This window comes from Amycolatopsis sp. NPDC102389, from assembly GCF_044765885.1.
GTDB lineage: Bacteria > Actinomycetota > Actinomycetes > Mycobacteriales > Pseudonocardiaceae > Amycolatopsis.
This window is the reverse complement of the sequence record NZ_JBIWKX010000042.1, coordinates 16837-33128: the sequence shown is the minus strand read 5'-3', so window position 1 is coordinate 33128 and position 16292 is coordinate 16837. Positions and strand designations below refer to the sequence as shown.

The 16292-nt window shown below is 68.4% G+C and carries 18 protein-coding genes; 8 read left to right on the top strand and 10 right to left on the bottom strand.

Annotated features, from left to right (window positions below):
• Window positions 1-138: 138 nt before the first annotated feature.
• Window positions 139-1326, bottom strand: coding sequence for a beta-1,3-glucanase family protein (locus ACIRGA_RS29270; RefSeq protein WP_400946803.1), 1188 nt, complete (start codon window positions 1324-1326; stop codon window positions 139-141).
• A 303-nt stretch (window positions 1327-1629) separates the two neighbouring features.
• Between ACIRGA_RS29270 and ACIRGA_RS29265 the strand changes: the two genes are divergently transcribed.
• The 4 genes from ACIRGA_RS29265 (at window position 1630) to ACIRGA_RS29250 (ending at window position 5058) form a co-directional block, all read left to right on the top strand.
• On the top strand, window positions 1630-2250 hold the full coding sequence (locus tag ACIRGA_RS29265; protein ID WP_400946800.1) for a sigma-70 family RNA polymerase sigma factor: 621 nt from the start codon (window positions 1630-1632) through the stop codon (window positions 2248-2250).
• Window positions 2251-2614: 364 nt separating this feature from the next.
• On the top strand, window positions 2615-3334 hold the full coding sequence (locus tag ACIRGA_RS29260; RefSeq protein ID WP_400946797.1) for an ANTAR domain-containing protein: 720 nt from the start codon (window positions 2615-2617) through the stop codon (window positions 3332-3334).
• Window positions 3335-3365: 31 nt separating this feature from the next.
• Window positions 3366-4079, top strand: a complete 714-nt coding sequence (locus tag ACIRGA_RS29255; protein ID WP_400946795.1) for a GAF and ANTAR domain-containing protein — start codon at window positions 3366-3368, stop codon at window positions 4077-4079.
• Between the two features lie 52 nt (window positions 4080-4131).
• Complete coding sequence (locus ACIRGA_RS29250) at window positions 4132-5058, top strand: LysR family transcriptional regulator (protein ID WP_400946792.1); 927 nt, start codon at window positions 4132-4134, stop codon at window positions 5056-5058.
• Between the two features lie 258 nt (window positions 5059-5316).
• Here the strand turns inward: ACIRGA_RS29250 and ACIRGA_RS29245 are convergent, their stop codons facing one another.
• On the bottom strand, window positions 5317-6309 hold the full coding sequence (locus tag ACIRGA_RS29245) for a small ribosomal subunit Rsm22 family protein (protein WP_400946790.1): 993 nt from the start codon (window positions 6307-6309) through the stop codon (window positions 5317-5319).
• Window positions 6310-6444: 135 nt separating this feature from the next.
• On the opposite strand from ACIRGA_RS29245, the gene ACIRGA_RS29240 reads away from it, so the two are divergent.
• The gene (locus ACIRGA_RS29240) at window positions 6445-6861 is read left to right on the top strand and encodes a YciI family protein (RefSeq protein ID WP_037335443.1); all 417 of its coding nucleotides are present in this window, start codon (window positions 6445-6447) and stop codon (window positions 6859-6861) included.
• Window positions 6862-6898: 37 nt separating this feature from the next.
• The gene (locus tag ACIRGA_RS29235) at window positions 6899-8173 is read left to right on the top strand and encodes an RNA polymerase sigma factor (protein ID WP_400946787.1); all 1275 of its coding nucleotides are present in this window, start codon (window positions 6899-6901) and stop codon (window positions 8171-8173) included.
• A gap of 55 nt (window positions 8174-8228) precedes the next feature.
• Here ACIRGA_RS29235 and ACIRGA_RS29230 read toward each other — a convergent pair whose 3' ends face one another.
• The 6 genes from ACIRGA_RS29230 to ACIRGA_RS29205 all read right to left on the bottom strand — a co-directional run bounded on the left by ACIRGA_RS29230 (window position 8229) and on the right by ACIRGA_RS29205 (window position 13493).
• Window positions 8229-8624, bottom strand: coding sequence for a sigma factor-like helix-turn-helix DNA-binding protein (locus tag ACIRGA_RS29230; protein WP_400946784.1), 396 nt, complete (start codon window positions 8622-8624; stop codon window positions 8229-8231).
• 121 nt (window positions 8625-8745) lie between these two features.
• A complete protein-coding gene (locus ACIRGA_RS29225; RefSeq protein WP_400946782.1) occupies window positions 8746-9618 on the bottom strand; it encodes a nuclease in 873 nt (290 codons plus the stop codon).
• A 107-nt stretch (window positions 9619-9725) separates the two neighbouring features.
• The gene (locus ACIRGA_RS29220) at window positions 9726-11414 is read right to left on the bottom strand and encodes an L-lactate permease (protein ID WP_400946780.1); all 1689 of its coding nucleotides are present in this window, start codon (window positions 11412-11414) and stop codon (window positions 9726-9728) included.
• Window position 11415: 1 nt separating this feature from the next.
• On the bottom strand, window positions 11416-12198 hold the full coding sequence (locus tag ACIRGA_RS29215; protein ID WP_016337669.1) for an IclR family transcriptional regulator: 783 nt from the start codon (window positions 12196-12198) through the stop codon (window positions 11416-11418).
• Between the two features lie 280 nt (window positions 12199-12478).
• A complete protein-coding gene (locus ACIRGA_RS29210) occupies window positions 12479-12886 on the bottom strand; it encodes a CoA-binding protein (RefSeq protein ID WP_400946776.1) in 408 nt (135 codons plus the stop codon).
• A 34-nt stretch (window positions 12887-12920) separates the two neighbouring features.
• On the bottom strand, window positions 12921-13493 hold the full coding sequence (locus ACIRGA_RS29205; RefSeq protein ID WP_400946774.1) for a hypothetical protein: 573 nt from the start codon (window positions 13491-13493) through the stop codon (window positions 12921-12923).
• Window positions 13494-13625: 132 nt separating this feature from the next.
• Here ACIRGA_RS29205 and ACIRGA_RS29200 point away from each other — a divergent pair, with 132 nt between their 5' ends.
• Both ACIRGA_RS29200 and ACIRGA_RS29195 read left to right on the top strand, forming a co-directional pair.
• A complete protein-coding gene (locus ACIRGA_RS29200) occupies window positions 13626-14423 on the top strand; it encodes a 2-keto-4-pentenoate hydratase (RefSeq protein ID WP_400946771.1) in 798 nt (265 codons plus the stop codon).
• On the top strand, window positions 14420-15181 hold the full coding sequence (locus ACIRGA_RS29195) for a 2-keto-4-pentenoate hydratase (RefSeq protein WP_400946768.1): 762 nt from the start codon (window positions 14420-14422) through the stop codon (window positions 15179-15181). Before ACIRGA_RS29200 ends, ACIRGA_RS29195 begins: the two co-directional genes overlap by 4 nt.
• Here the strand turns inward: ACIRGA_RS29195 and ACIRGA_RS29190 are convergent.
• A complete protein-coding gene (locus ACIRGA_RS29190; protein WP_400946765.1) occupies window positions 15162-16046 on the bottom strand; it encodes an alpha/beta fold hydrolase in 885 nt (294 codons plus the stop codon). The two genes, ACIRGA_RS29195 and ACIRGA_RS29190, sit on opposite strands and share 20 nt — an antisense overlap.
• 32 nt (window positions 16047-16078) lie before the next feature.
• A complete protein-coding gene (locus ACIRGA_RS29185) occupies window positions 16079-16270 on the bottom strand; it encodes a hypothetical protein (protein ID WP_400946762.1) in 192 nt (63 codons plus the stop codon).
• Between the last annotated feature and the right edge of the window lie 22 nt (window positions 16271-16292).

The following is a 16292-nucleotide window of genomic DNA, read 5'->3' as shown; positions in this document are numbered from 1 at the left end:
TCACATCCGGCCCCGCCGCCTGCTCCGTCCGGGGCTGCGGCGGTGGGTGGGTTGTTGTTGTTGGTTTTTTTTAAGTACTCCCACAAAACACCCCCCCCCCCCCCACTCCGCGCACCCCGGTTCTGGACGCGCTGATCCCTAGAACGCGGTGAGGGTGATCCGCGCGGTCCGCGGGTCCCCGTCGTGCACCAGCGACTCGAAGTGCCCGACGTCGTCGAAGGCGAATCCGTACGCCTTCCCGTCGGCCATCTGCTCGTGCACGATCCGCGAGTAGTGGTCGGTCACGGACTGCTTGTAGAACTGGCCCGCGTCATACGTCGGCTGCGTGTGCAGGGAGCCGAGCGTCGAGCGGTGCAGCGCCGCGCACAGCGTCCGCGCGATCGGGCCGACGACCTGGTCGTTCGGCGCGTGCAGCCGTCCGTCGCAGTTGAAGACGTCGCGGGTGCTCGGCTTGCTGAACGACGCGACCTCGGCGCCCGAGCCGTCGGTGAAGCGCATGACGTCGTCCCCGCCGGTGCGGCCGGTGAACTTCTTGCCGGGTTCGGCCTCGAACGGGACCACGGTCAGCGGTGTCGACTTGTAGGTGTTCCAGGCGCTCGTCACGTAGCCGTCGAGGTAGTTCCCGCTGAACTTGCCGGTGTCGAGCCCCTTGCCCGGCGCGAGGACGCGCAGCCGGTTGTACACCAGGTTCGAGAATCCGGACTGTCCTTGGACGGCGTTGAAGATGTTCTCGCGGCCGCCCGCCTTGAGGCGCCCGGCTTCCTTGTTCGCGCCCGCCCCGTTGGTAAGCCCGACGGCGTGCGGCACGCTGAACATGTCGACCTGCGAGCTGTTGATGAACAGCCCGCCGTTGTCGTAGGTGAATTCGCTCCAGTCGAACAGGATGTCGCGGTTCGGGTCGCCGTCGGCCCACGGCGCGGGCTGCACCAGGCCGTCCGGCGTGAGGAAGAACTTGATCTTCTGCCCGAACGACATGTAGACGCGGCCCGAGAGCATGCGCGGGATCCGCAGCGTGGTCGAGCCGCCGTTGCCGGGGCCCGCGATCGAGACGTCCGGCGCGGGGCTCGGCGGGTTCGCGCCCGGCGGCCACGGGGTGAAGGCGCCGGCGGCGTTGACGTACCCGAGTTTCCCGGTGCTGAGGTTCGTGCCGAGCACGTAGAGATGGACCGCGTCGGAGCGGTTCGAATTGTTCGTCACGGTCAGCGGCAGCGGATCGGGTCCCGCGGCGACCGCGGTGGGCGCCGAAAGCGCCGAAACAGCGGTGACCAGGGGGAGGGCGACCGCCAACGCGGTCAAGACGCGCCGGACTTTCTTGCGGATGCGCACAGTTCACTCCTCGGCGGAATCCCGCCGCGGAACGTGGACGCGCCGCGGCGGTGCTTGCGGATGTCGGCCGGGGGCGCGTTCCCGGCCTGGGCGTGACCTTGGCGAGGGGTCTCGGCACGGAAAGTTACGGCGCGGGTACCGATATGTCCAGACCACTGGTGGGAATCTGTCCGGTCCGCCGCCGGGGTGGACAATTTGTCGCCGACCTTCGTCGATTGAGGTGGCCTGACTTCTCGACTACCGTGGTCTGGGTTCCGTCCTGGACCTCGGCGGCTGGGCTATCTCATCCGTGGGGAGCGGGACATGAACGGCGATTTTCCGGTGCGAAGAACCGGTGGCGGTGAGACGTGGATTTCCCCTGTCGGATGGGACGGCCTCGCCAAGGCCGCGGCGCACGGCGAGCCGCACGGAATGGACGATCTCATGGCCGCGGTCGTGCCGTGGGCGCGCCAGTACGCCGAGACCCGTCTCGGCGGTCATGAGCTGACCTATCTCGAACCGGCCGACGTGGCGCAGGAGATCTGCCTCGCGGTGTTCGTCGCGGTGCCCGGATACGGCCTCCGCGGCGGTTCCTTCCTGTTCCTCCTGCGCGCCATCGCGGCGAACAAGGTCGCCGACGTCTTCCGGAAGGCCGCGCGGAGCAAACAGGTCCTGACCGGGGAACTCCCCGAACATCCGGCCGGGGCCGCGGACGAACCGGAGCAGCGCGCCCTGCGGGCCGACCTCGGGGTCCGGCTCGGCAGGCTGATGCGGACGCTGCCCGTCTCCCACCGGGAAGTGCTGGGGATGCGGGTGATCGGCGAGCTGACGTCCAACGAGACCGCGGCCGCGCTCGGGACCACGTCATCGCGGGTGCGGGTGACCAAACACCGCGCGATCAGCAGGCTGAGGGCCTGCGTTCAGCGCCAAGAGGCTTTGAGGTGAATCCGGATCAACAGCCGGATCAGCGGATTCTCCCGTTTGGTCCGGGTTTCGAGAATGCGAACGCACATGGCCCCTCCAGAGCTCGCCGATGAGAGCCGTCGCCGAGGGCCAGAACGAGCGGTCTCGGTCCCCACCCTAGGCGCGGGCCGGCGGGCCGGAACCGGCTGAACGGACCATTGGTGACTTCGCCTGGCATCCGATCGGCTCTTCGGACTACGGCATTGGTGGCGAGAAGTCGTTCAGAACGCGGCAAAGAGACGAACCCGTGCCACGATGGACGTGGCGCGCGAGCGAGCTGTCCGCGCTGTTCGCTCCTGCCCCCGGTGGGCCCCGTCCGAAAACCGGACACACTGGGAGGCATGCCATGATGTTCCGACGGCATGATCGCGCCGCGCTGGTCTGGGCGAAGATGCGTTTTCTCGCTTCGGAAACCGATTCGGCGGTGACGGTGGAGCACGCCTGCGTCGTGTGCGGGGAAGCCCTCGAGGCGGCCGGTGCCGGGCTCACGCTCGTCGCCGAAAGAAGTTTGCCCGAACCGGTCTTCGCCACCGATGAACGCAGCCGTGAATTGGAAGAGCTGCAATTCACCTTGGGCGAGGGGCCGGCACTCGACGTTTCGCGCGGCGGTATGCTCGTCGTCGTAACCGATGTGACCAGTTCGGAAGCTACACTCCGGTGGCCGATGTTCGCGCCAGAGGCGATCGACAGAGGCGTGAAATCGATCATCGCGGTGCCGATTCAGGCCGGTGCGATCAATTTGGGCGCTGTCGACTGTTATCGCGAATTCGCCGGTATTCCTTCGAGAGAAGGCCAGGCGAAGGCGCTCGTATGCGCCGAGGCGGTCATCACCCTCGCCTTGGCCGATGCCGGCGGGCCCGTTCTCGGCGAAGTGATCGATCGTGAATTCACCGAACACCGCGCCCGAGTGCATCAGGCGGCGGGCGTGGTTTCGGCCCAGCTCGGGATCGCGCTCCCGGACGCGCTGGCGCGCCTGCGTGCCCATGCCTACGCCAACGACCGGAAGCTCGACGAGGTCGCCGAGGACGTCGTGCTGCGCCGGGTCACGTTCCGCCCCAAGACCTGACGGATGTGTGCGGTAAGGAGATACCGGAAAGATGACCGACGTGGCGGCCGACCTGAGGGAAACCTTCGTGCAGCTGGCGGACACCCTGGTGGACGACTTCGATCTCGTCGAATTCCTCGACGTGCTCGCGTTCAGATGCGTCGAACTCCTGGGTGTCCCCGCCGCCGGGCTGGTACTGGCCGATCCACGAGGCGAACTCACCTTGGTCACCGCGTCCGATGAAGAGACCCGGCTGCTCGAACTGTTCCAGGTGCGGAACTCCGAGGGGCCTTGCCTGGACTGCTACGAGAAGGCCGAGCCGGTGACCTGCCCGGATCTGACGCGTGCGCACGGAAGGTGGCCGAAGTTCGCCGTCGCGGCGGAAAACGCGGGATTCCGTTCCGTGTACGCGTTGCCGATGCGGTTACGTGAAGAAGTGATCGGCGCGCTGAACTTGTTCGGCACCGGCCCCGCGTCGCTCGGCGACGAGGAAGCGCGGCTGGGGCAGGCGCTGGCGGACGTCGCCACGATCGGCATTCTGCATCAGCGTCTGGTGCAGCGGAAGGAGATCGTCACGGCGCAGCTGCAGACGGCGTTGAACAGCAGGGTGATCATCGAACAGGCGAAAGGCGTACTCGCCGAACGCATGCGGGTTTCGGTCGGCGACGCGTTCGGCGTATTGCGCGCCTACGCGCGGAGCAACAATCGTAAGATTCTCGCCGTGGCGACCGGGATCATCGACCGCACAGTGGAAATCCCGCGCTGAACGATACCGGTTCGGTGCTTGTCCGCCCCCAGGTGATTCCTAGACTGGATGGGTGTTCTCCCTGGAGCAGCTCGTGAGTTTCGTCGCGGTGGCCGAGGAACTCCACTATGGCCGCGCCGCGGAACGGCTCTCCATGACCCAGCCGCCGTTGAGCAGGCGGATCCAGCTGCTGGAGCGGGAACTCGGGGCCGAGCTCTTCGACCGTACGCACCGCACGGTCCGGCTGACCCCCGCCGGACGGGTTTTTCTCGCCGACGCGAGGAAGATCCTGCGTTCGTCGCACGAGGCGACGCTGTACGTCCGTCGGGCGAAGAAGGGCGAAGTCGGGGTCGTCACGCTCGGGTTCACCGCCACCGCCGCGTATTCGTATCTCGAACGCGTCATCGCCGTGGCGAACGCCGAAGTGCCCGGCGTCGATCTCGTGCTCCGGGAAATGGTGACGGCGGCGCAGGTGGAGGAGCTGCTGGCGGGCGGGATCGACCTCGGCATGATCAGGCCGCCGGTCACCGGCGCCGACATCGCGACCCTGCCGCTGTGGCGGGAACCGCTGCTGGCCGCGCTGTCGTCGGCGCATCCTTTGGCGCGGCGCAAGAAGAATCCCGATATCCACGACTTCGACGGCGAGCCGTTCATCATGTACTCGCCGTCGGAAGGCCGGTACTTCCACGATCTGGTCGTGGCGGTGTTCCGTGCCGCCCGGGTGGCGCCGGAGTACACGCAATACCCCTGTCAGGTGCATACGGTGCTCGCGCTGGTGAAGGCGGAACTCGGGGTCGCGCTGGTGCCGGCCGCGGCCGCGGCGCTCCGGTTCGAAGGTGTGGTGTTCCGCCCGGTGGGCGGTATCGAGGGCCGCCCGGTGGAACTCGACCTGATGTGGCGGCGCGGCAACGACAATCCGGCACTCGGCGCGCTGCTCACCGCCGTCGGCAAGCGGGCGCCGGGCGTCGGCGCTGACCGACGAGGGCCGACCGCGCCATAAGTGTCCACAAGGGACACCTTTCGAGCTGCCAGTGTCCGGTTTGGTCAGTCTGCACGGTTCCGCGACGGAGTCGTGAGTGGCAAAGAGGGTTCTAACCCTCATTGCCACTCACGACCTCGACCAGGATCGTACATGCAGCTATAAACCGGACGCCACGCAGTCGAAAACTGTCCCTTGTGGACACTCAGCGGCGCTTAGGCGTCAGCGGAGAGGGCCCACGCCACGTTTGACTTACCCGTCAAATATCACTCGCGACCCCTAGCCCGGCCAGGCGTCGCCCCATTCGGCGTCGCGGGCCGCGCGGTAGGCCGTGCCGTGCCGTTTGGTGACGATCGTTTCGGTGAGCCCGGAGCCGGCGCACAGGGACAGGCTGACCATGCCCTTGCGTTTGACCGGATGCCGCAGGATCCGGGCTTCGGCGCGTTCGGGCGCCGTGCGGGAGGCGACGACGTAGGAGAACTTCTCGTCCTCGAAGCCGAGCGTGCCGGACTTGAGCTGGCGATGCAGGCCGGTGCGCGGGAGACGCGCGGAGAAATGGCACCAGTCCTTGCCGCGCGGGATCGGGCACGCGTCCTCGTGCGGGCAGGGCGCGACCAGGGAGAGCCCGAGTTCGACCAGCTGATCCCGCGCCTCGGCGATCCGCTCGTAACCCCCGGGGGTGCCGGGTTCGATCAGCACCAGCATCGAGGACTTCGCCGAAAGCCAGCGGACAGTGTCGGCTCGGCGGGCTTCGGGCAGCTCGCCGAGGACATAGGAGAGGGTCACCAGATCGGCCTCCGGCGCGGGCGCCGACGGGTCGATCAGGCCGCGCCGCCAGGTCGAACCCCGGACGGCCTTGTCCCCGGCGTTCTCCGCGAGCCGCCTTCCCAGCGCGATCGCGCCGGGGACCTGCTCGACGACGGTGCTCTCTTCCAGCGACGGCCAGACGTCGGCCGCCGCCCAGATCGCGGCACCGGTTCCGCCGCCGATGTCGATCTGTGTCCGCGGAGCGAACCCGGGAGCGCGGAGGGCGGCTTCGGCGAGGACGGCGTGGACGGCCGCGTACGTGGCCGGCATCCGGTAGCCCGCGTACGCCGCGATGTCGGCTTCGGTCGAGAGGATCGGCGCGCTCGCGGGGGCGTTCTCGCGGTAGCGCGTGCTGAGCCGCTCGACGGACTGCGTCAGCCTGTTCTGCGGATACTTGCCCAGCTCTTCGTCGAGGGCGGAGCGGAGGGTTTCGGGGAGTGCGGCCACGAGGGAACATCTTCTCATGGGTCCTTGACCTGCGGTTTTCCGCCTGCTCGAATACTCGCGGAAAAAAGTTCGGGGACCGTGTCGAAACCTGGGGTGCCCGATCGACGCGTTGATGTGGCCGGGGACGAGCCCCGCCGGGAACGGAGACTTTCGATGCGGTTCATGGTGATTGTCAAGAGCGATGAGAAGACCGACGTGGCCGGCGCTCAGCCGAGCGCCGAGGAGCTGCAGGAGATGGGGAAGTTCAACGAGGAGCTGGTGAAGGCCGGCGTCATGCTCGCGGGTGAAGGGCTGCTCCCGAGCTCCGAGGGTTTCCGCCTCCAGTATTCCGGCACCACCGAGGCCCGCGTCGTCGACGGGCCCTTCGCCGAGAGCAAGGAACTCATCGCGGGTTTCTGGATCCTGCAGGTCAAGGACCGGGCCGAGGTCATCGAATGGATGAAGCGCGCGCCGTTCCGCGAGGGCGAGATCGAGATCCGCCGGATCGCGGAGATGGAGGACTTCGACAACGCGACCCCCGAGATCGTCGAGCACGAGCAGAAGCTGCGGGAGCAGGCCGAGGCGAACTAGGTGTCCAGGGTTGCGGTCGTCGCGCCGACGATGTTGATTGGTCGGCGTGACGGCAACAGCAGACCCCCGTTCGGCGATCGACGCGGTGTGGCGGATCGAATCGGCCCGCCTCATCGCCGGCCTCGCGCGGATGACGCGCGACGTCGGCCTCGCGGAAGAGCTGGCGCAGGACGCGCTGGTCGCCGCGCTCGAACAGTGGCCTGAGTCGGGCGTCCCGAGGAATCCGGGCGCCTGGCTCATGACCACGGCCAAACGCCGGGCCGTCGACACCTTCCGGCGCAACGAGCGGTACGAACGGAAGCTCGGCGAGATCGGCCGCGAGCAGGAGTTCGAGGAGGAACCCGATTTCACCGCGGGCCTCGACGACCAGATCGAGGACGATCTGCTGCGGCTGGTGTTCACCGCCTGCCACCCGGTGCTCTCGACCGAGGCCAGGGTGGCCCTGACGCTGAAGATGATCGGCGGTCTGCAGACGCACGAGATCGCGCGGGCGTTCCTGGCCAAGGAGACCGCCGTCGCGCAGCGGATCGTCCGGGCGAAGAAGACGCTCGGCGACGCGAAGGTGCCGTTCGAGGTGCCCGAGGGCGCGGACAGGGTCGCGCGCCTGTCTTCGGTGCTCGAAGTCATCTACCTGATCTTCAACGAGGGGTACTCGGCGACGGCGGGCGAGGACTGGATGCGGCCGGCGCTGTGCGAAGAGGCGTTGCGGCTCGGGCGGATCCTGGCCGGGCTGATGCCGAAGGAACCCGAGGTGCACGGGCTCGTCTCGCTGATGGAGATCCAGGCTTCGCGGTCCGCCGCCCGTGTCGGGCCGAACGGCGAACCCGTGCTGCTGATGGACCAGGACCGGTCGAAATGGAACCGGATCCTGATCGGCCGGGGGCTCGCCGCGCTGGAGCTCGCCGAAGAACTCGCGGACGGTGCTTTCGGCGTCTACGCGGCACAAGCCGCCATCGCCGCCTGCCACGCGCGGGCGCGGACGGGCGAGGAGACCGACTGGGGGCGCATCGCCGTCCTGTACGAAGGGCTCGGGAAACTGAACCCGTCGCCGGTGATCGAGCTGAACCGCGCGGTGGCGTTGTCGATGGCCATCGGGCCGGAGGCTGGGCTCGAGATCGTCGACAAGCTGACGTCGGAGCCCGCGCTCAAGTCGTACCACCTGCTGCCGAGCGTGCGCGGCGACTTCCTGTCGAAGCTCGGCCGCCTCGACGAAGCCCGCGCCGAGTTCGAGCGCGCGGCGGAGATGACCGGGAACGACCGGGAGCGCACCCTGCTGCTGAACCGGGCCGCGGAGTGCACCCCTCGCGATTAGTCCTCTGAATGCGGTACTCGCACGCGCAACCACCGCATTCAGAGGACGAAACGCGTCAGGCGGGGGCGGGGCGAAGCGCGGTCAGCGCGCGGTGCTGCCCCAGCCGGACGGCCTGGACGGAGCAGCCGAGCGCCAGCGCGGTGTCGTCGGCGGAAAGCCCGACCAGCGACCGCAGCACCATGATCTCGCGCTGCTGGCCCGGAAGGCCCGAAAGCGGGTTCGGCAGTTCGGCGGCGGTGCGGTGGAAATCGTCGACCAGAGCGTGCGTGACGTCGTAGGCGAACGCGAGCAGCGCACGGGCCCCGGCCGCCCCGGCGAAGATCTCGCGGCAGCTGTCCTTCGCGATCGCGTCGGCGATGTCATAGGTGCCCGAACGGCGGCCGATCCGCGCCCGGCAATAGCGCACGACCAGGACGCGGACGGCGTCGACGAGTTTCGAGGCTGTCTCCATCCGCCCACCGGCCTCCTCCGGCCGCCGCGAACCGTGTCCTTCCATCGGCTCCCTCTCCCACCTCTCAGATGAGCACGGCCGAGGGGGAGGGAGGTACGGTCTTTTTGCCCACACGGGCGGGTCAGGCTTCGATGAAGACGATCCGCTCCGGCTCGATCGTCAGGCTCACGGTCTGCCGTTTCACGCTCACCAAGGTCTCGAATTCGGTGGCGTGCCCGTCCGGGACGGTGAACAGGCGGTCGTTGCGCGAATCGAGGAAGTCGGAGAACCCGGCCAGCGAGACCCCGCCGGTTTCGTCGAGCGCGAGGTAGTCGACGAGCCTGCGGAACAGTTTCGGCAGGATCACCAGGTCGTCGGCCAGCTGGCGCCGCGACGAGAGCTTGAAACCGGAGTTCGTGACGTCGTGCGGCCACAGCCCGAGCCCGTTCTGACGGGCTTTGACCGCGGCTTCGGCCAAGGCGTCACGGAGATCGGGATAAAGCAGTGAATAGAACGTCGGGTACACGAGGCCGTCCGCGACCTGCCGGTAGTTCGCGGAGTTCTTCAGCGTTTTGACGTCGAGATGGACCTGGGAAAGATCCGCCGACCGTCCCGGCCGCTGCCCGGGAAAGGCGAACGCCACGGCCCGTCCGTATTTGTCGGCGAGTCGCGTCAGTATGTGACCCGGTACCTTGATCGGGGTCGACGAAGTGACCGTTCCCCGTTCGTCGCGTTCGACTGTTTTGAAGCCGAGGGATTTCAGCAGGTTCGCCGCGGCGGCGTCGGCGAATTCCGCGGGCTGGTGCCACATCCCGCCGGTTCCCCTGGCCTGGTAATGCGTTTCGAGCGCGTCGATCGCGTCGAGCCGCAACTGCATCCCGCCCCGCGAATTGAGCCGGACCTTCAGGCCCGCCTTCTTGGTCGCCTGCGGGTCGTCGGGATAGAACCGCACCGAATCGCCGTCCGGTGAGGCGCCGACGAGCTGGAACGTACCTTTGATCAGCGTCATGGGCATGAGGACAACGGTAGTTCCCATTCCGGTGGGTGAACCATGTGTTCATCCATCCAGCCCAATGGCCGGTTAAGATCGGATGACCATTGTGGACATTCTCGAATTCCCGTTCACGACGGGATCATGAACCGCAGCACGGTCGCCTGAAGCAACGAGATCACCCCGACCACGGCGGTCAGCACCACCGACCACAGGAAGGTCTGGCGCAGCAGCGCGCCTTCCTTGCCGGACTGCCCGATCGCGGTGGCGCCGATGGACAGGTTCTGCGGCGAGATCATCTTGCCCATCACACCGCCGGAGGTGTTCGTGGCGCCGGCGAGGATCGGGTCGACGTGCAGCTGCTGCGCCGAAATCACCTGCATCGGCCCGAAGAGGCTGTTCGTCGACGCGTCCGAGCCGGTGAGAAAGACACCAAGCCAGCCGATGTAGGCGGAGAACAACGGGAACAGCCCCCCGGTGGTCGCGAGCGCGAGGCCGAGGGTCTGCGTCGCACCCGAGTAGTTCATGACGAACGCGATCGCGAGGATCATGAAGATCGTCGCCAGCGCCCACCGCATCTGGTGCAGGGTCCGGCGGTAGGTCGCCAGCAGCAGCCGCGGTTTCGCGCCCATCGCGAAACCCGCCACGATCGCCGCGATCAGGGCCACCGTTCCCGGCGAGTAAAGGAAATCGACGGTCAGCGTCGCCGCGTACGGCGTGTCCTTGGGCGTGATCGGCGCGTGCTGGACGACCTCCTTGTGCAGCCCGGGCCACGCGAACACCCAATCGGCCTTGTGCAGCAGCTTCGTCAGATCCAGCCAGCCGGGCAGGTTCTTGAAGATCGTCCCGATCCGGGAAAGGAAGATCGCCGCGATCAGGACGATGTACGGCGCCCACGCGTACAACGCGCCGCGCCCGGCCTTCGCCGCGCCGAGGCTCGCTCCGGTCTTCACCGGTTCTTCGCCGTCGAAACGCCAAACCGCCGACGGCTGCCAGAACCGCGTGAGTATCCACAGCGAGGCCATCGCGGCGAGCGCGGCGACGACGTCGACGAGGCTCGGGCTGATGAAGTTCGAGGTGACGAACTGCATGACCGCGAACGACAGCCCGGCCGTCAGCACGGCGGGCCAGACCTCGATCATCCGTTTCCAGCCCGCGAGGACCACGATCAGGAATCCGGGGACGATCAGCGCCAGCAACGGAAGCTGACGCCCGACCATCGACGAGAACAGCTCCGTCGCCTGTTCCTGTTTCAGGCCGAGGATCGGCGCGGTCAGCCTGCCCAGCACGATCAGCGGGTTGCCGAGGCCGCCGAACGCGACCGGCGCGGTGTTCGCCAGCAACGCGAGCACGACCGCCTTCACCGGCGGGAAACCGAGCGCGGCCATCATCGCCGCGGTGATCGCGATCGGCGAGCCGCCGCCGGCGATCCCTTCCAGCAGCGCGCCGAAGCCGAACGCGATCAGCAGTGCCTGGAGGCGGCGATCCTCGCTGAACCCGGCGAGGACCGCCTTGATGTCGTCGAACCGTCCGGTCGCGACGGTGACGTTGTGGAAGTACACGGCGTGGAACGCGATCCAGGCCACCGACCACACCCCGAACACCAGCCCCATGGCCGCGGAATCGAAGGCGAGCCCGGCGGGCATGCGGTACAGCAGGATCGCGACCAGCAGCGCGGTGAGCAGCGCCAGCCCGGCCGAGAGCTGCGCCGAGCGGCGCAGGACCCCCAGCGTCACCAGCAGCACGATGATCGGCAGCGCCGCCAGCGCGGCGGAGAGCCACAGCCCGCCCGCCGGCTGGTAGTCCTGGAGCCAGCCCACCTCAGCCCCTTTGCGCGCGCACGTAACCCAGCCGAAGCGAGAGCGCGGCGGCGGTTCCGGCCACCGTCGCGCCGAGTTCGTCGGTACGGCGGAGCACGCGGCCGGCGGGCCCCGCGACGCTGATCGCTGCGATCGGCCGTCCGGTGTGGTCGCGGACGGCGGCGGCCACGCAGCCGACGTCGGGTTCGTTCTCGACGTCGTCCACGGCCCAGCCGCGACGGCTCGTCCTGGCCAGGTCGTCGAGCAGCCGGACGGGGTCGTTGATCGTCTTGAGCGTGAGACTGTCGAGTTTCATCCGGCGGATGCGTTCGACGCGGTCCTGTTCGGGCAGCGCCGCCAGCCACGCCTTGCCCAGCGACGTCGCGTGCTGCGGACGGCGGGTGCCGAGGCGGCAGGCCAGGGTGACGGCGTTGGCGCTGCGTTCGGTGGCGACGTAGACCATCGTGTCGTTGTCCGGGACGGCGAGATAAGTCGTCTCGCCGCTCCGCTCGGCGAGCGACGCGAGATAGCGCGGCGCGCAGCGGTGGAGATCGGTCGCCGCCATCGCGCGAGCGCCGAGTTCGACCAGCCGGGTACCGAGCCGCACGCGGCCGGTGGCGCGATCGGCTTCGAGGTATTCGAGGTTCTTGAGGGTGCCGACGATGCGGTACGCGGCGCTCCGGGAGAGACCCAGTTGCCGGGCGATCGCGTTGGTGGAAATCTCCTGGTTCTGGCCGACGTGCTCGAGAACCGCGAGACCGCGCTCGAGTGTGCCACTGGAATCCAGCCCGCGTGGTGTGCCCACTTCGCCCTCCGTAGGACCGGGGTGCCGATGACCGGCACCTGTTTCCGCTAAGCGGATTCGGACGTTAACAGCTCGGTCCACCCTTGGGAAGGTTTCTTAACAAACTGGCTGCCGGACAAGTTTTCCCAGCTCGCGGGCTTCCCGTCAAGATCACCGGTTTGGACCAATCCGTTCGGCTGATCAGAATCGGTGTATGACTTCAGAGGCCATTTTTCTGTTCACGGATATGAAAGAACCCCCGCCGGAAAATCGCGGCGAGGGTTCGGGCGGAAGTCCGTTTCTAACGCACCGAGAGATTCGCGACAGCTCGGACGACGGCCGTGCAGCGGTCTTCGACGTAGGCCAAACCGCCTTCTTCGGCGATCCGGCGGGACTCGGCGGAGACGATGCCCTGCTGTAGCCAAAGCGCCTTCGCGCCGATCGCGACGGCCTGTTCGGCGATCGGCGGGGTGTCCGCGGCCGGGCGGAAGACGTCGACCAGGTCGACGGGCTCCGGGATGTCGGTGAGCGAGCGATAGACCTTCTCGCCCAGCAGTTCGTCGGCCGACGGGTGGACGGGGATGATCCGGAACCCGTGTGCCTGCAGCACGGCGGCGACCCCGTGCGAGGCCTTGGCCGGATCGCGGCTCAGCCCCACGACGGCGATCGTCTTCGATCCGGCGAGGATCTCGGTGGCGCGATCGGTCATATCCGGTACAACCACGATGGGCGGCCGCGAATTCCTAAAGCTTCCAGAGCCGCAGGCCACGCACCCGGTACACCGGCCAGACGACGTGCCAGGCGCGCCGCCGCAGGAAGACCGCGGAGCAGGTGAGCACACTGCGCGCGGACGTCGTCGCGACGTCGTGGCGGTCCGGCCAGATCTCGCCGTGCCGCCCGGCGGCGATCCGGAAGACGTTGACCAGGCCCCGGCCCTGCATGTCGAACTTCGCGCCGGTGTCGCCGGAATCCGGCGTCAGGGAAGCGATCTCCGGGCCGAACGCGGCCGCGGGCGCCGGCCCCGCGTCGGCTGGGAGGTCACCGACGGTCGCCGAGACGGCCTTGCCGTAGAGACGCCGGGTGTAGCGCTGGAGCAGCAGCCGCTCCCACAGCGGCAGGACACGGCGGTGCTTGAGCAGCGCCGAACACTCCGCGTGCCCGATGGCGAAGATGTCGGTCAGCTCGTCGTAGGCGTTGTGCGCGGTGGGTTCGTTGAGGTGCACCCGCACCTCGTAACGGATACGCGCGGTGAGCTCGTCGAGCTCCTCGCGGCGGTCGATCCTGGTCTTCGCCCGGGAGAGCGTCCAATCGGACATGGGAGCAGGCTAGGTGATGATCGGGGTCGTGCGAGACCCTTTCGGCCTAATCTGTCTCGTACCGGCCAGCGGAACGGGCGTCTTGTGCGGCCCCCTTCGAAGAGGCAGAGTCCGACTGGTCGGAAGGAGCCCATGGACGCCAGCACGCTGCAGGAGGCCGCGGCCGCGCTGCTCAGCGCGTACGAGACCGGCAAGCCGATCGCGCCCCTCATCGAGACGTATCCCGCCGCGACGCTGGAGGACGCGTACCGCATCCAGCAGCGGCTCGTCCGTCATTGGGCCGAGCGCGGCGACGGCGTGCGCGGGCACAAGGTCGGCCTCGCCTCCGCCGCCATGCAGCGGCAGATGGGTGTCGACCAGCCGGACTACGGCCACCTGACCGCTTCGATGTTCCACCTCGAACACCAGCCGATCCCGATCTGCGGGTTCCTGCAGCCGAAGATCGAACCGGAGATCGCGTTCGTGCTCGGTTCGCGGCTGCGCGGCCCCGGCGTCACGGTGGCGGACGCGCTGCGGGCGGTGGACTTCGTCGTCCCGGCGCTGGAGATCGTCGATTCCCGGATCCGGGACTGGAAGATCAGCATCGTCGACACCATCGCGGACAACGCGTCGTCGGGCGGCGTCGTCCTCGGCAGCAGGCCGACCGCGATCGGCGACATCGACCTGCGGCTGGTGGGGTGTGTCCTGCACCAGAACGGCGAGATCGCGGCGACCGGCGCCGGTGGCGCGGTGCTCGGCTCGCCGGTGAACGCGCTGGTGTGGCTCGCGAACACGGTCGGCCCGCTCGGTGTCGCGCTCGAACCGGGGCATGTCGTGCTGCCGGGTTCGATGACGCGGGCGATCCCGGTGAGTCCCGGCGACACCGTCGTCGCGACGATGGCAGGGCTCGGCAGTGTCACCGCGAAGTTCTCCGGGGAGGAACGGCCGTGAGCCTTGATGTGCGGGAGACGGCCGAAGCGCTGCTGTCCGGCGAAGAACGCGAGCCGCTGACCGACGCGTGGCCGGAGCTGGACGTCGACACCGCGTACGCGATCCAGGACGAGGCGCTCCGGCTCAGGCTGGAGCGCGGCGAGACGCTGATCGGACTCAAGCTCGGCTTGACCTCGCGAGCGAAGCAACAGCGGATGGGGATCGACTCGCCGTTGCTCGCGTGGCTGACCGACGCGATGGTGCTGCCCGCCGGGGTGCCCGTGCCGTCTCTGATCCATCCCCGTGCTGAGCCGGAACTGGTTTTCGTTCTGGGACAACGTCTTTCAGGTCCAGGCGTGACAGCGGCGACCGCGATGGCGGCGGTGGACCGGGTCTATGGCGGCGTCGAGGTCATCGACAGCCGATACCGTGACTATCGCTTCGAGCTGCCGGACGTGGTGGCGGACAACGGTTCTTCCGCGTACGTCACGCTCGGGCCGGTGGGCGCACAGCCGTCCACACTGGATCTCTCACTGGAGGCGGCCCTGCTGGAGGTCGACGGCGCGATCGTCGACACCGCCACCGGGGCGGCGGTGCTGGGACATCCGGCGGAAGCGCTGGCGCTGGCGGCCAACGCCCTCGGTGCGCGCGGGCGCGCGCTGGAGCCGGGCTGGCTCGTCTTCACCGGCGGCATGACCGACGCGGTCGACATGCGCCCGGGTTCACGGGTTGCGGCGCACTTCTCGCATCTGGGCTCGATCACGCTCGCCGGGTCTTGACGTCGGCGCGGTCGGCCGTCCGGACCAGACCGCGCGTCAGCCGGGGCCAGATCGCGCGCGGGAGGTCATGCCCCATCCCCGGGACGATGTCCACTTCGGACTCCCGCAGCGCGCGGGCCGTCGCCCGGCCGCCGGAAACGTGCACGAGCGGATCCTTCGAACCGTGCACGACGAGCGCGGGCACCTCGACCTTTCGCAACGCGCGAAAGCGATCCCGGCTCGAAACGATCGCCGCCAGCTGCCGCGCGGTCCCGCCGGGATTGACGCCGCGATCGAACGACCGCTCCGCGCGCTCACGCATCCGGGCCTCGTCGAAGGGGTAACCGGGCGAGCCGATGACGCGGAACGTGCGCACCAGCGAGTCGACGTACTCCTCGCGGCCGCGAGGGGGCGCCGAAAGCAGCATCGCCATCGCCTTGGCGCTCGGCCGCCCGACGAACCGGTTGCCCGTGGTCGACATGATCGACGTCAGTGAGCGCACCCGCGACGGATACTCGATGGCCAGCGTCTGCGCGACCATCCCGCCCATCGACGCGCCCACGACGTGCGCGCTCCCGACGCCGAGCTCGGTCAGCAGCCCGGCGGCGTCGCCCGCCATGTCCGCCAAGGAGTACGGCGCCGTGCGCAGGGCGTACGCGAGCGGCAGGTTCGCCCGGCCGGTCATCCGGCTGGACCGGCCGGCGTCCCGGTTGTCGTAGCGGATGACGAAGAACCCCTCGCCCGCGAGCTGCTCGCAGAATTCGTCGTCCCACCAGATCATCTGGGAGGCCAGGCCCATGATCATCAGCAGCGGCCTGCCGTCCGGCGAACCGAACGTCTCGTGGCACAGCTGGACGCCGTTCACGTCGGCGATCTTCTCCGGCATCACGACAGTGTGACCGCCAAAGCCGAAAACGGCTACGTGTCCTCGATGTGGACGGCTTGGCTCTCCGGCCCGGCGGCTCGCTGCGTGCCCTCGTCTTCGGCGATTTCCTCCGCTTCGGTGTCGCCCGGTTCGCCGCCGTCGGGCCTGCTGAGCTGGACGGCCTCTTCGGACACGTCGGCCGGGCTCGGGCCGTCTGCGGCTTCGCGATCTTCCTGGTCGGACATGGTTCCCTCCGGTGGATCGGGT

Coding starts and splice junctions, on each gene's coding strand:
- ACIRGA_RS29265 (WP_400946800.1), top strand. CDS start 1,630: ATGAACGGCGATTTTCCGGTGCGAAGAACCGGTGGCGGTGAGACGTGG.
- ACIRGA_RS29260 (WP_400946797.1), top strand. CDS start 2,615: ATGATGTTCCGACGGCATGATCGCGCCGCGCTGGTCTGGGCGAAGATG.
- ACIRGA_RS29255 (WP_400946795.1), top strand. CDS start 3,366: ATGACCGACGTGGCGGCCGACCTGAGGGAAACCTTCGTGCAGCTGGCG.
- ACIRGA_RS29245 (WP_400946790.1), bottom strand. CDS start 6,309: ATGAGAAGATGTTCCCTCGTGGCCGCACTCCCCGAAACCCTCCGCTCC.
- ACIRGA_RS29240 (WP_037335443.1), top strand. CDS start 6,445: ATGCGGTTCATGGTGATTGTCAAGAGCGATGAGAAGACCGACGTGGCC.
- ACIRGA_RS29230 (WP_400946784.1), bottom strand. CDS start 8,624: ATGGAGACAGCCTCGAAACTCGTCGACGCCGTCCGCGTCCTGGTCGTG.
- ACIRGA_RS29225 (WP_400946782.1), bottom strand. CDS start 9,618: ATGCCCATGACGCTGATCAAAGGTACGTTCCAGCTCGTCGGCGCCTCA.
- ACIRGA_RS29210 (WP_400946776.1), bottom strand. CDS start 12,886: ATGACCGATCGCGCCACCGAGATCCTCGCCGGATCGAAGACGATCGCC.
- ACIRGA_RS29205 (WP_400946774.1), bottom strand. CDS start 13,493: ATGTCCGATTGGACGCTCTCCCGGGCGAAGACCAGGATCGACCGCCGC.
- ACIRGA_RS29200 (WP_400946771.1), top strand. CDS start 13,626: ATGGACGCCAGCACGCTGCAGGAGGCCGCGGCCGCGCTGCTCAGCGCG.
- ACIRGA_RS29190 (WP_400946765.1), bottom strand. CDS start 16,046: ATGCCGGAGAAGATCGCCGACGTGAACGGCGTCCAGCTGTGCCACGAG.
- ACIRGA_RS29185 (WP_400946762.1), bottom strand. CDS start 16,270: ATGTCCGACCAGGAAGATCGCGAAGCCGCAGACGGCCCGAGCCCGGCC.